Below are 14,310 nucleotides of genomic sequence, written 5' to 3' on the forward strand. Positions count from 1 at the left end.
GGGCAAAAATAAGGGAAAGCATAAAGCAAAGAGCATAAAGTAAAAAGCGTAAAGCAAAAAGCTATTGCAGCGAATGATCATACGCTACAATAGCTTTTTGCTTTACGCTTTTTGCTTTATGCTCTTTACTTAGTTCGCTGGTTTCTCCAGTAATTTGAAGAACTGGTCCAGCTGAGGCAATATCACGATCCTTGTTCTGCGGTTCGCTGCTTTACCTTCTGGTGTATCATTGGAAGCAACAGGTAAGTATTCACTTCTACCGGCGGCAGTCATGCGTGCTGGCGGAATGTTATACTGGTTCTGCAGTATACGCACTACCGAAGTAGCTCTTTTCACACTCAGATCCCAGTTGTCCAGTAATACATTAGGACGGTAAGGCACATTATCCGTGTGACCTTCAACCATAAATTCGATATCCGGCTGCGCAATCAGCACCTTGGCAACTTTACCCAGCACTTCTTTTGCTCTTTCATTGATATCATAGCTACCACTTTTAAACAGCAGTTTGTCAGAGATATCTATATATACCACACCTTTATCCACCTTAATATTAATGTCCTTATCATCCATATTACCAATAGCACCCTTCAGGTTCATTACCAGCTGCATGTTCAGGGAATCCTTACGGGCAATGGCGGATTGAAGGTCCTTGATATAGGCATCTTTAGCGCCAATATTATCAAGTGATTTTTTAATACTTTCTGCCTGTGAACTGGAGATAACAGACAATTCCTTCAGATGATCCAGCATCTGTGAGTTATTGGTTTTTAACTGCTGTTGCTGTTCTGTCAGATTCGTTACTTTATCTTTATACGAAGCGGCGGCGCGGGCGGCATCTTCTTCGCAGGTTCTCAGCTTACCATATGTAGCCCGGTAAAGGCTATCCAGTTGAGCATTCCTGGCTTGTGACTCTCTTAATTTTCTCGGAGCGGAACAGGATGCGAAAATGGTTACTAAAGCTACCGGCAAGGCTAGTTGTGCTACTCTCATAAAAATGTTATATTTTAATAATCTAACAAATAACTATATATGATTAATAAGGGATACAATGGAGGTATCCGCTATATAGCAAATAACAGGCCGAAGCACCCATCAGTTCGTTAGAAAAGTGTTAGAAAATCTGTAAATCTTCACCAGAATAGACAGAAAATTATGGGCTGCTTATTAAATACGCATTATTCATAAAAAAAAGTTAATGTTTTCTAATATCTAAGTAACTTGTCCGGCAGAGTATAACGCTGTATCTATTTTCTATTAATTGCTGAAATGTATGAGAAAGGTGGTTTCTTCGGGTCAACCAACAATAAAGGAAATTGCAAAAAGGCTGAACATCTCTGTATCTACAGTATCAAGAGCGTTACATGATCATCACAGTATAGGTTTAAGAACCAAAACCAGGGTAAAAGAGCTGGCTGCTGAGCTGAATTATGAACGTAACCAAACAGCTATCTATTTCCAACAGGGCAAAACCTTCACCATCGGGATCCTTTTACCGGAGCTGTCGGAGGCATTCTTTGCCAGCGCTATCAGCGGCATTGAAGACACCGCGTACAGCAACAACTATACGGTACTGCTAGGACAATCGCACGACGATGAAGCCCGTGAAAAACAGATCATCCAGAGCATGAAACAACACCGGGTAGACGGATGCATTGTGTCTATCGGAAAAAACACCAGCAACTACGAACACTTTGAAATGCTGCAGCAGGCACGCATTCCGGTAGTATTCTTCGACCGCATTCCTGATCTCCCCAATATGCACTCCGTTTCCTGTAACCTGGAATCCGGTACTGTGCAGGCGGTAGATTTTCTGTTAAAACAAGGTCACCGTGTAATAGGCATGATCAATGGCCCGGAAACCATGGTGGCCAGCAAGGAACGCGCTGCAGGCTATAGCAGGGCGCTGCACAAACATCGCCTCAAATATGACCCTAAACTGATCGTTAATGCTGACCTTACCGCTGCCGGTACGGAGGAAGCCATGCAGTACCTGCTGTCACTGAAAAGGAAAGTAACCGCCATCGTTACATTCAATGACTATGTAGCCATGGATGCAGTACAATATGCCATAAAACAAAAATTGGAAATAAATAAGGATATAACTTTTGTATCTTACGCCAATACACCGGTAAGCGGTTATACGGCTTTTCCTCCTGCTGCTTCTGTTGAGCAGTTCCCTTATGAGCAAGGGCAGGCGGCTACCAATATGCTACTGTCTCTCCTGAATGGAGAACACGCATTAAACGATTATCAACGCACCATCATGGAGTCACAACTGGTGATTCATAACCGCTGAGGCATCTTCTTATCGATAACCTTGCCACAGCAGGTGACCGTGGCACAGGTTATTCGACTTCATTGTTCGCTGTCTATAATTGCTGCTTTTCGAGCTTAGTTCACTTTCTGATTAATTGCTACAACGATTCTACATGATTTTTTTAACATTACGTATACGCAAACGCTTGCGTTATCAGCGCAAGCGTTTGCGTAAAGCCATATTTAGCCTAAAAGCAACAGGCAAAAAGCAAAAAGCTATTTTCCCGAAGATATCCTGGAAAATAGCTTTTTGCTTTTTGCCTGCTGCTTTTAGCTTTGTGGCTGCTGCACAACCCAACGGTTGACCGTATTCAACGGCGCCTCCAGCACAATCTTGTAAAACCCGGCAGGAACATCTTTTATACTCAATTCCGCCTTTTCTGCCGATACAGGTACTTCTCCCAGCAATTTATACGTATCATGGCCGCCAGTCTTGTAGTTATTGGTGGTGGTCACCCATATTTTCACCTTGCCTTTTTTATCGTACGACTTCCACCCTACCTGCAACTTATCGTTTGCTACAACAGCTGTAGGCTGTGCCAGTGAAATAGCACCGGTAAGCGGTACACCATCCAGTTCACGGGCATTTTCCACAGGTATTTTAATATTCATAAACCGCGCAATAGAAGGCAGAATGTCTACAATGCCCGGTTGTGCTGTTTTAAAATAGGTATTCAATCCTTTGGCGTTGGTAACAATCCAGGTAGTACGCTCCCGGTCCGATTGTCCACCATGCCCATGGCCTCCTTTGGCATCCCGGCCATGATCTGTGGTAATATAGATCTGCCAGTCTTCATTAAAATGCTGACGGCGGTATTCCATTGCATCCCAGATCTTACCAACCATATCATCTGTCATACGCACGGCGGTATCCATTCTGGCGCCGGTACCATAACGATGCCCCATGTCATCACTGTATTCCAGGTACAACCAGGTCATATCCGGTGCGTCACTTTTTACATACTCCGCAGCCTTAGCAGCTACCGTTTCATCTATCTGATGTATATACCAACTGTCTTTGTCGTGCGGAAACTGCACCGTATCATGTTCCAGACCATCTACCGCATGATCTATATGTAAACCACCGGTTTGAGGTAAGCCATCTCCCACTAACTTCGTTCTGTTATCCAGCCAGGTAGAAAAAATCGCAGTGGTGCCTTCCGGATAAGCCGATTTAAAAAAACGGAAAATGCTGGGGTACGAATAATTCTGCGCCGCAATATCATTATCCCATACATTGTGCTTGTTGACCCAGGTGCTGGTCAGCAAACTATTATAACCAACGGCAGAAATAGTGGGTGTTTGTGAGTATCCGTTCTTTTCTCCACCTACATAAGCCCTGCAATACCCTCCTTCCCTGGCAATACGTTTCAGATTTGGTGTTGGCTGCGATTCAATCACATCTGCCGGTATCCCGTCCGCAATGATGAATAATACCTTGTGCTTTTTCTGCTGCGCTGTTAATGTAGAAAATGATAAAAGGCCCATCGCCAGGAATAAATATTTCATTGTATACTGTTTTAGGTAAGCTGATCGCAAGTAGCATAAAATAATGAAGCGAAGATAACAGCGAATATTAATTTTTCGCTATGATCTCCGCTTCATTATTATATTGTTTAATCTAACAGCTAATAGCTAACTGCTAATAGCTGTTATTTCAGCTGTGCATCAAAATAGTCCGTTATCTTCTGCATCAGGTGTACCCTGTCTTTTCCCAGCACATTATGTAAATGTCCCGGATATACGAAATAATCCAGCTGCACTTCATTGTCTACACAAGCTCTCACGAAATTAATGGAATGCTGCCATACCACTACATCATCGTTGGTACCATGAATTAACATCAGGTGCCCCTGCAGGTTTTTAGTTTTTGTGAGAAGATTAGCATTGGCATAGCCTTCCGGATTTTCCTGGGGTGTATCCATATAGCGCTCTGTATACATGATTTCATACATGCTCCAGTCGATCACCGGCCCACCGGCTACAGCTGCCTGAAATACACCAGGATGCCGCAACATCAGGGAGGTGGTCATAAAGCCTCCAAAGCTCCAGCCATGTACGCCCATTTTCTGCTGATTAATGTAAGGCAGTGATTTAAGATAAGCAACTCCCTGTAGCTGATCATTCATTTCTACGGTACCCAACTGACGGAAAGTAGCCTGTTCGAAAGCCATACCACGGTTATCACTGCCACGGCCATCCATAGTAAAGATAACATAGCCATGCTGGGCCATATATTCATACCACAAGTTACCGCTGTAGGGATAAGTATTACGGATCAACTGCACATTCGGGCCATTATACAGGTATACAATTACCGGGTATGTTTTGGTAGAATCAAAATTCACGGGTAATATCAGCTTACCATACAAAGGTGTACCATCGTCGGCCTTCAGCGTTACCGGTCTGATTTGCGGGCGTTGAAAATCTTTCAGCGGATCTGCAGCAGTGATAATAGCCTGTTCCCAATTGCCGGAAGTAGCTGTCACTCTCGCTACATAAGGTGTGGTGCCTGAGCTGTAGGTATCCAGCACATAGCTGCCATCACTGCTCACCTGTGCATCATGCCAGCCGGCAGCTTTGTCCAGGCGAACATATGGGGTTGCTTTCTGATTTTTTGCATAGTTAACGGCGTAAATATGCTTCTCCATCGGGCCTTCTTTCGATGCCGTAAAAATCACATTGTTGGGTTTCACATCCACCAGTTCGTTTACCACCCAATCACCCGCTGTAATTTGTTTTAACTGCTGCCCCTGGGTATTATAGAGATACAAATGCTGGTATCCGCTACGTTCACTGAACCAGATAAACTGATCCGGCTTGCCAGGTACAAAAGTAAGTGGATGCGTAGGATGTACATATTTGGCGTCTGTTTCTTCAAACAGTGTTTTCACCAGTTCGCCGGTAACTGCGCTGTATTGATTTAGCCACAGATGATTTTGCTCCCGGTTCAGTAATCCTACGTAAACGGATTGCTGATCAGGCGACCAGGTAACACAGGTCAGATAATGATCTGCGGGACCACCTGTTTTCAGGAAAATAGTTTTTTGGGTAGATGGCTGATAAATGCCCAGGGTCACTTCGTGCGACTTACCACCCGCCATAGGGTATTTAATGTTATGGGCATGTGCAGGCGTAACAGACCAGTCAATGATCGGATAATCATTCACCATGCGCTGATCCATGCGGTAAAATGCCAGCAGATCTCCTTTCGGAGAAAAGAAAATGCCTTTATCGATGCCGAATTCTTCCCGGTGTACGCTTTTACCGTTCACGATATTTTCATCTGCATCGTTAGTCACCGCCTGAACGGCATCGTTAGCAGTGCGAATAAAAAGGTTATTTTTTACGGTCCAGGCAATCTGACCACTTTGTGTATTGACCGTAATATTTTCAGCAGCAGCAGGCAGTTCACACCAGTGACTGAATTGCATCACGCCGTTTTGCAGGGTTCCTTTGAACAGCTCGTTGCCAATGCTAAACCATGCACTGCTGGCTGAAATCCAATGCAATGGAGGTAATCCTCGTAAGGGTTTGGCAGAGAATAACTGCTGATTAAGATCCGTCAACCTCAGCAAAGTATCTGCTTTAATACTATTGCCTGCGGGTGTACTCTTTACCCAGGCAAAGCTACCATTTGCTGTTACTACGCTGGTGTAGGCGTTTTGCTCCGGAATCCACTCAAATTGTCTTAATCTTTCAGGCGCCAGTTGCTGGCGAAGTCCGTTGGTTGCTTCGGCCATCGTATACTGACGTTGCTGGGCCTGTGTATACAGCCCACTCATCATCGATCCTGTCAAAAGCAATAGGAAAGCTTTCTTCATCTCTCTTTTTGGGAAGCTAAATTAAGGAATAGCATTTAGCTTTTAGCCATTAGCTTTTAGCTTTTAGCTTTTAGCTTTTAGCTTTTAGCAAAATGCAGCGGAGAACATATAAATGTTCATCTCCGCTGCATTTTGCTAAAAGCTAAAAGCTAATGGCTAAAAGCCAACGGGCTGATATTCCTTCTTACCCATTCTTTTTCTTCGGGCAACAGGTAATCGGCTCTTTTTTCTGTAATCCAGGAAAAAGTTTTTTTGATATCTGATTTAACGGTACGGAACTTAAAAAGGAATTCCATGCCGAGCATGAGGTCTGTGAATCCGTTCTTTACTGTTTCTATGGTCATCCGGGCACTGCTGCGCCTTTTGGATAACAGCTCCGTAATGCGGGCAGTAACGGCCTGAATGGCATTTTCATCCGCATATTTATAAATGGCTTCCATTGCCTCAAATTTCAATTGTCCCCGCAGGAGGTAACGCATGTAAAACATCGCTTCCTTTTCTTTCTCAATATCGGCCATGGCAGCAAAAGCGAGACTTTTAACGTCCTGACGGTGATATTCCAGTAAGCGGCGTAAGGAAGGAACACTTTTTTGGGTACCTACTTTATGCAGTAATAAAGTGATATAGTAGATATCATATTCATTCATGGTCCGCTTTAACAGGGACAGTGCCCAGTCTTCCACTGCCGGATTATTAGTACCCCTGAGGGCCAGCAAAGCCGAACGGCGGATATTATTATTAACAGATAAAGTATTGTTGAATAAGGGCTCCAGGTTAATATATCCCGGAATAGTAAGACCACGTTCGAGGTCCTGTTGAATAGCGGTGATCATATCAGCATCCTGCTCTACTTTGAGGCGATCCAGCAAAAAGCGGATCACTTCGGAATCGTTGGTGTTTCTGGAAAGCTGTGTGATGACAAAAAAGGCGGCGCGGCGTTTATCTTTGTCGGGCTCCTGATCAATATATTGGTACAGCAGGGGAATATAAGCGTGATTAGCGAGTTGTTCCGCTTCGCGAAGTGCCTGCCAGCTGGTTGTCTGGCCATTATGCAATTGTTCTGAGCGGTCGCATATCCGAGCTACGAGGTTAGTAAGGTAGTCAATCATCAGTAGTTATTTTGATCTGCTACCCCTGCATTTTCAATTATCATACCAACCTGAACAACGATCCGAAAAGTACGAACGGCCGGCTTCAACAATTAACAGTTTTATGTTACATTTGCCCCTGTATTTTCGGACAGGTATAGAACGTAAAGCATGCACATATTACTCAAGAACGTAAAGATTATAGCGCCTTCCTCACCCTTGCACGGGCAGCAAAAAGACATTTCCATTCAAAACGGCATCATTCAACAGGTAGCTGATAACCTCGAAGATGCCCGCGCAACGGTCATTTCAGGTAACAACCTGCATGTTTCCGCCGGATGGATGGATGTTTTCGCACACTTCTGCGACCCCGGTCAGGAGCACAAGGAAGATCTGCAAAGCGGCATAAAAGCAGCAGCCACCGGTGGTTATACTACCGTGATGATTGTGCCTAATACCCAGCCGGCACTGCATACCAAACCGCAAATCGAATACGTGCTGAGCAGATCGCGCCATTCGGCTGCTACCGTCCTGCCAATTGGCGCAGCCACCAAAAACCTGGAAGGCACCGGCCTGGCAGAAATGTATGAAATGCAGCAGGCAGGAGCCGTAGCCTTCTCTGATGGCCTCAAACCATTACAATCACCCGGATTAATGCTGAAAGCCCTCCAGTACATTAAAGCTTTCGATGGCACCCTCATACAGTTACCGGATGACCAGAGCATTTCTGCACATGGACTCATGAACGAAGGCATCTATTCCACCCAGCTGGGGATGCCCGGCAAACCCGCCCTGGCAGAAGAACTGATCATACAACGTGATATAGAACTCGCTAAATACACCGACTCCCGCATTCACTTTACCGGCATCAGCACCCGCAAATCAGTAGAACTGATTGCTGCAGCTAAAGCAGATGGCGTAAAAGTAACCTGCTCCGTTACGCCTTACCACCTGTCGCTGACGGATGCCCACCTGGTTAACTACGACACCCACCTGAAGGTAAACCCTCCGCTGCGTACCGCAGATGATGTAAAAGCCCTCCAGGAAGCCGTATTACATGGCACCATCGACTGTATTGCCACCCATCACCTCCCGCAGGACTGGGACGCCAAACAGGTGGAATTTGAATATGCCAGAAATGGTATGATCGGCCTGGAAAGTACCTTTGGTGTGATCAGACAATACCTGCCCCAGTTACCACTGGAACAGCTCATTAATATGCTGACTACCCATCCCCGTAAAATATTCGGGCTGCCTCAGCCTGTACTGCAGGAAGGCGCCACGGCCAATCTTACTATCTTTGATCCGGAAACCAGCTGGCAGTTTACTACCGCCCACATTGCTTCCCGGTCCAAAAATTCAGCGTATATTGGCGAACAACTGAAGGGTAAAGTACATGCCACCGTGAATGGTCCCGTTTTTCATATAAATAATTAACCTGGTATGCAGCAAAATTCTAACCCTGGCCTGAAATGGGGCTTGGTCGGCGGTATTATCTTAGTATTTTTAAATGTACTGACCTATATAGCTGGCCCCACTATATTATTTTCCTGGTGGAACAGCGTTATACAGCTGGCTGTCTTTATTGTGATTGCAGTACTGGCTGGAAAAGAAAGAAAGAAACAACTGGGTGGATATATCAGTTTTAAAGAAGCACTGCAACCAGTGTTTACTGCTTTTATCATTGGTACCGCCATCATTACAGTTTATCAGTATATCCTGTATAAATACATAGATCCACACCTGGTAGATGCCTTAAAGCAAAACCTGCTGGAATCTACAGAAAAATGGATGCATAAGTTCAAAGCACCACAGGAGGAGATAGACAAACAATTAGACGAACTGGCTAAAACAGACTTTAAAGTAGGCCTTGCAAAATCGTTCATGGATTTCCTGAAAGGAATTATATTCTATTTTGCGGTGGCAGCCATTATTTCACTGATCATACGTAAGAAACCGGCCGAAGGGCAACACTTATAATACTATTCTATTAAGATGAACATATCCGTAATCGTTCCTTTAAAAAACGAAGAAGAATCGTTACCTGAACTCGCCGCATGGATTGAAAGAGTGATGGATGCTCATCATTATACCTACGAGGTATGGATGATAGATGATGGTAGCACCGATGACTCCTGGGGTGTCATTCAGCAACTGGCTGCGCAAAACCCACATATAAAAGGCATCAAATTCCAGCGCAACTACGGTAAATCAGCCGCACTAAATGAAGGCTTCAGTGCAGCCCAGGGAGATGTAGTCATCACCATGGACGCCGACCTGCAGGATAGTCCGGATGAAATACCTGAACTATACCGCATGATTATGGAAGATGGTTATGACCTGGTGAGCGGCTGGAAAAAGAAACGTTACGACAATGCCTTTACTAAAAACCTCCCTTCCAAGTTATATAACTTTACCACTACCCGTATGAGCGGCGTAAAGCTGCATGATATGAACTGTGGCCTGAAGTCCTATCGCAAAAAAGTGATCAAGTCAATAGAAGTATACGGTGAAATGCACCGCTATATTCCTGTTATCGCCAAATGGAACGGGTTCCGCAAAATCGGCGAAAAAGTAGTGGAACACCGTGCCCGCAAATACGGCGTTACCAAATTCGGGCTGGAACGTTTTATCAACGGCTTCCTGGATCTGGCCACCATTATGTTTATCGGCAAATTCGGCAAACGCCCGATGCACCTGTTCGGCGCCCTGGGCTCTCTGTCGTTTTTTGTGGGTTTTGTAATTGCACTTTACATGGCCATTGCCAAAATATTTTTTGATAAGGTGAATATGACAGACAGACCCCTCTTTTACCTGGGGCTGCTGTGTATGATTATTGGTTCCCAATTGTTCCTCACCGGTTTTATCGGTGAACTGGTAACCCGCAATGCTACCGAGCGTAATTCTTATCTCGTGGAAGAACGCATGGATCACACCAGTAATGTTACGGATGACGATTTACAACTGTCGAATCTTCATGATCGCCGGCTTTAATCCTGTAATTCACTATTCGTAATTTGTAACTATGGCTAACAAAAAGAAAATACTTATTTTAGGTACAGCCTATCCTTTCCGGGGTGGGCTGGCTGCTTATAACGAGCGACTGGCAGAAGAATTACAGCAAACAGATGACGTGGAAATATGGACGTTTACCATCCAGTATCCCAAGTTGTTTTTTCCTGGTAAAAGCCAGTTCTCTACTGATCCTGCACCCAAACATCTTAAGATCAGACGCCTGATCAATTCCGTCAATCCACTAAACTGGTTAATCGTGGGCCGTAAGATCCGGAAAATGAACCCGGATATTATCATCACCAAATACTGGTTGCCTATCATGGGGCCCGCACTGGGATCACTCCTGCGACTGGGAAAACGCAGGCATACCAAAGTAATTGCTGTACTTGATAACGTAGTACCACATGAAAAACGCCCCGGCGACGTAGCTTTTACCAAATATTTCCTGAAGCCGGTAGACGCTTTTGTGGCAATGAGCCAGTCTGTACTTAACGATCTCCGTGTGTTTGAGCCTTCTAAAAAAGCATCGCTCATTCCCCATCCTATTTACGATAACTACGGCGCGCTCATCACTAAAGAAGCAGCCCGGGCACAACTGAAACTTCAGCCGGGCAAACGTTATATCCTGTTTTTTGGTTTCATCCGCCAGTATAAAGGGCTGGATCTGCTTTTGGAAGCCATGGCAGATGAACGCATGAAGAAACTGGATGTACATGCTATTGTAGCCGGTGAATATTATGAAGATGCCACTCCTTACCTGGAACTGCTGAATAAATTACAACTGGGCGACCGGGTGCTCATGCACACCGATTTCATTCCCAACGAAGCTGTTAAAAATTATTTCTGCGCCGCCGACCTGGTGGTACAACCTTATAAAAGTGCTACCCAAAGCGGTATTTCACAGATCGCTTATCACTTCGAGAAACCAATGGTAGTAACCAATGTAGGCGGACTGGTAGAAATGGTGCCGGATGGCGTAGTGGGATTCCAGGCGGAACCCAACCCCGCTTCTATTGCTGCCGCTATTGAAAAATATTTCCTGGAAAACAGGGAAGCTGATATGGTAGCAGCCCTCCGTATAGAGAAACTACAATATTCCTGGAGCCGTTTGGCGAAAGAAATTCATACATTGGCAAGCATTTAACTATCAGTGGCTGGCTTTTTGATAAATACCGCCAACTAACAGCTAATCTAATATCTAACAGCTAAAAGCTAACAGCTCGCATGATCTACAGAAGCAAAGCACCTTTACGTATAGGCCTTGCCGGTGGTGGCACAGATGTAAGTCCGTACTCGGATTTATACGGTGGCGCCATTCTCAATGCTACCATCTCTTTATATGCCCGCGCATCTATAGAGCCCTCCACTGACGGAAAAATTATTTTTGAATGTGCCGACAGAAGAGAAAGTGCTTCCTATGATGCCGTATATCCTTTACCGTTAGATGGTAAACTGGATATCCTGAAAGGCGTGATTAACCGGGTACAAAAAGATTATGGTTTATTGCCGTCTACCGGTTTTAAACTCACCACTTTTGTAGACGCTCCTGCAGGCTCCGGTCTGGGTACTTCTTCTACCCTGGTGGTGGCCGTACTCGGCGCTTTTGCCGAATGGCTGAAGTTACCGCTCGGAGAATATGATATGGCTCACCTGGCCTATTCTATTGAGCGGGAAGACCTGCAACAGGCCGGAGGTAAACAGGATCAGTATGCAGCGACTTTTGGAGGTGTAAACTTCATGGAGTTTTACAAGGGCGATAAAGTAATTGTAAATCCACTCCGCATCAAAGAGATCAATCTCCATGAGCTGGAAAATAACCTGGTATTGTTTTACACTTCTACCAGCCGCCTGTCTTCTACCATCATCTCCGAACAACAAAAAAATGTAACCGATAAAAAAGATGCTTCCATTGAAGCCATGCACCAGTTGAAAGAACAGGCGGTGATGATGAAGGAAGCCCTGCTGCGGGGTACCATCGACAAAATCGGTGAAATCCTGAACTACGGTTTTGAAAACAAAAAGAAGATGGCCCAGGGCATTACCAACCCCCAACTGGATGAAATATACGATGCAGCCCGCAAAGCCGGCGCCAGCGGAGGTAAAATTTCCGGTGCCGGTGGTGGTGGTTTCATGATCTTCTATTGCCCTAAAAACACCCGCTTCGCCGTGGTAGACGCATTAAGTGGTTTTGGTGGTGATGTAAAACGCTATACCTTTACTAATCACGGCATTCAAACGTGGAGTATTTAAGGTTACACCAAATCAAAAAATCTACTGATGAAACAATATATTATCAACAAGCTCAGGGAAAGTATCACTGTAAAAGAAGCCATTTGCCAGGATGAGCCACTGTTGAACACCATAAAACTGGTAGCAGATACCATTACGCATAGTCTGCAAACAGATCATAAAATCCTTTTCTGTGGTAACGGCGGCAGCGCTGCCGATGCACAACACCTGGCAGCTGAATTTTCCGGTCGCTTTTATAAAGACCGTATGCCACTGTATGCAGAAGCGTTACACTGTAACTCTTCCTATATGACCGCAGTAGGTAACGACTACGGCTACGACCAGGTATATGCCCGTATCCTGAAAGGGATCGGTCGCCCCGGTGATGTGCTGGTAGCCATTTCTACTTCCGGCAATTCCGGTAATATCCTGGAAGCTATCAAAGTAGCAAAGGAACAGGGTATGATTGTAGTAAGCATGACAGGTAGCACCGGTGGCAAAATGAAAGCCGGAAGTGACTATCTGATTAACATCCCCTCCAATGATACACCGCGTATACAGGAAGCACATATTACCGTAGGACATATCATTTGCGAAATAGTAGAAAATAACCTGTTTGGATAATGACCAGTGAATGTATTGTACTCGCCGGAGGCTTAGGAACACGCCTGCGCAGTGTAGTGGCTGACAAGCCAAAATGCATGGCCCCTTTGGGAGAACATCCTTTTTTATATTACCTGTTACAATACCTTCACAAACAAGGCATTACCCATGCGGTGTTGTCACTGGGCTATTTATCTGAACAGGTGATCGGCTGGTGCAACAATATGGACTTACCATTACGTGTATCCTTTACCGTAGAACAGGAGCCACTGGGAACCGGTGGCGGCATTCTTCACGCCCTGCCTGCTTTAGAAGGCAAAGAAGTGTTTATTGTAAACGGAGATACTTATTTTGATGTAAATCTGTCCGCGTTCCATCAGTTTCATGCGGCACATCAAAGTCCCCTGTCACTGGCGCTGAAACCCATGCAGCAATTTGACCGCTACGGCAGCATCGAACTGGATGCCCGGGAGCGAATCAGCGCTTTTCATGAAAAGCAGTTCTGCGCGGCCGGATTGATCAATGGTGGTATTTATCTCACCTCCACCGACTTTTTAAACAGCTTGTCTTTGCCGGAAAAATTTTCTTTTGAGAAGGAAGTCCTGGAGCCCGGTGCCGCTGCCGGCAACTTATACGGATTTATCAGTGATACTTATTTTATAGATATCGGTATTCCGGAAGATTATGAAGCAGCAAAAAAAGTATTGGTATCATGACATTATTTCTCGACAGAGATGGGGTAATAAATGATGAAATCCGTGATGGATATGTACTTCGTCCGGATATGTTTCATTTCAGTGAAGGAGTACTAACCGCCATGCCATTACTGGCCAAACATTTTGACCGCATAGTGATGGTTACCAACCAACGCTGTATTGGCCGTGGCCTGCTTACTGTAGAAGGTTTACAGGAGATCCACGCACAAATGCTGCGACAAATTGAGTTACATGGTGGCCGTGTCGACAGGATCTATTTTTGTCCGGATCTGGATAACAGTAGTCCTTGCCGGAAACCGGCTACAGGAATGGGATTACAGGCACAAATAGATTTTCCGGACATTGATTTCACAAATGCGGTAATGGTAGGAAATACATTAAGCGATATGCAGTTTGGAAAAAACCTGGGCATGCAAACCGTATTTATTCCTTCTACCCGTCCGGAAGTACCTTTCCCTCATCCTTTGATTGACCAGCGGTGTCAAAACCTGTTGGAGTTTGCACAGTCCATACAATAAT

The 14,310-nt window shown here is 45.0% G+C and carries 13 protein-coding genes; 9 read left to right on the top strand and 4 right to left on the bottom strand.

Annotated features, from left to right (window positions below; all coding sequences use genetic code 11):
• Positions 1-129: 129 nt before the first annotated feature.
• Positions 130-990: an OmpA/MotB family protein gene (locus tag AC1DCV_RS07285; RefSeq protein ID WP_133810237.1), complete on the bottom strand. Its 861-nt coding sequence runs from the start codon at positions 988-990 to the stop codon at positions 130-132.
• 280 nt (positions 991-1,270) lie between these two features.
• Here AC1DCV_RS07285 and AC1DCV_RS07290 point away from each other — a divergent pair, with 280 nt between their 5' ends.
• Positions 1,271-2,296, top strand: a complete 1,026-nt coding sequence (locus tag AC1DCV_RS07290; RefSeq protein ID WP_441573990.1) for a LacI family DNA-binding transcriptional regulator — start codon at positions 1,271-1,273, stop codon at positions 2,294-2,296.
• A gap of 290 nt (positions 2,297-2,586) precedes the next feature.
• Here AC1DCV_RS07290 and AC1DCV_RS07295 read toward each other — a convergent pair whose 3' ends face one another.
• The 3 genes from AC1DCV_RS07295 to AC1DCV_RS07305 form a co-directional block, all read right to left on the bottom strand.
• The gene (locus AC1DCV_RS07295; protein ID WP_477022578.1) at positions 2,587-3,825 is read right to left on the bottom strand and encodes an alkaline phosphatase family protein; all 1,239 of its coding nucleotides are present in this window, start codon (positions 3,823-3,825) and stop codon (positions 2,587-2,589) included.
• A 143-nt stretch (positions 3,826-3,968) separates the two neighbouring features.
• Complete coding sequence (locus AC1DCV_RS07300; protein WP_477022579.1) at positions 3,969-6,140, bottom strand: S9 family peptidase; 2,172 nt, start codon at positions 6,138-6,140, stop codon at positions 3,969-3,971.
• 149 nt (positions 6,141-6,289) lie between these two features.
• Positions 6,290-7,249, bottom strand: coding sequence for a hypothetical protein (locus AC1DCV_RS07305; protein WP_477022580.1), 960 nt, complete (start codon positions 7,247-7,249; stop codon positions 6,290-6,292).
• Between the two features lie 150 nt (positions 7,250-7,399).
• Between AC1DCV_RS07305 and AC1DCV_RS07310 the strand changes: the two genes are divergently transcribed.
• The 8 genes from AC1DCV_RS07310 to AC1DCV_RS07345 all read left to right on the top strand — a co-directional run bounded on the left by AC1DCV_RS07310 (position 7,400) and on the right by AC1DCV_RS07345 (position 14,309).
• Positions 7,400-8,665 carry a dihydroorotase gene (locus tag AC1DCV_RS07310; RefSeq protein ID WP_477022581.1) on the top strand — a complete coding sequence of 422 codons (1,266 nt, stop codon included), beginning with the start codon at positions 7,400-7,402 and terminating at the stop codon, positions 8,663-8,665.
• Between the two features lie 6 nt (positions 8,666-8,671).
• Complete coding sequence (locus tag AC1DCV_RS07315; RefSeq protein WP_477022582.1) at positions 8,672-9,208, top strand: DUF4199 domain-containing protein; 537 nt, start codon at positions 8,672-8,674, stop codon at positions 9,206-9,208.
• A 15-nt stretch (positions 9,209-9,223) separates the two neighbouring features.
• The gene (locus AC1DCV_RS07320; RefSeq protein WP_477022583.1) at positions 9,224-10,222 is read left to right on the top strand and encodes a glycosyltransferase family 2 protein; all 999 of its coding nucleotides are present in this window, start codon (positions 9,224-9,226) and stop codon (positions 10,220-10,222) included.
• Between the two features lie 31 nt (positions 10,223-10,253).
• Positions 10,254-11,387 carry a glycosyltransferase gene (locus AC1DCV_RS07325; RefSeq protein ID WP_477022584.1) on the top strand — a complete coding sequence of 378 codons (1,134 nt, stop codon included), beginning with the start codon at positions 10,254-10,256 and terminating at the stop codon, positions 11,385-11,387.
• Between the two features lie 80 nt (positions 11,388-11,467).
• Entirely contained in the window at positions 11,468-12,493 is a 1,026-nt protein-coding gene (locus AC1DCV_RS07330) for a GHMP family kinase ATP-binding protein (protein ID WP_441573998.1), read from the top strand.
• 27 nt (positions 12,494-12,520) lie between these two features.
• A complete protein-coding gene (locus AC1DCV_RS07335) occupies positions 12,521-13,096 on the top strand; it encodes a D-sedoheptulose-7-phosphate isomerase (protein ID WP_477022585.1) in 576 nt (191 codons plus the stop codon).
• Positions 13,096-13,791: a nucleotidyltransferase family protein gene (locus tag AC1DCV_RS07340; protein ID WP_477022586.1), complete on the top strand. Its 696-nt coding sequence runs from the start codon at positions 13,096-13,098 to the stop codon at positions 13,789-13,791. The genes AC1DCV_RS07335 and AC1DCV_RS07340 overlap by 1 nt, the downstream gene beginning before the upstream one ends.
• On the top strand, positions 13,788-14,309 hold the full coding sequence (locus AC1DCV_RS07345) for a D-glycero-alpha-D-manno-heptose-1,7-bisphosphate 7-phosphatase (protein WP_477022587.1): 522 nt from the start codon (positions 13,788-13,790) through the stop codon (positions 14,307-14,309). Before AC1DCV_RS07340 ends, AC1DCV_RS07345 begins: the two co-directional genes overlap by 4 nt.
• Position 14,310: the final 1 nt, after the last annotated feature.

Source organism: Chitinophaga sp. 10T418 (genome assembly GCF_056394125.1).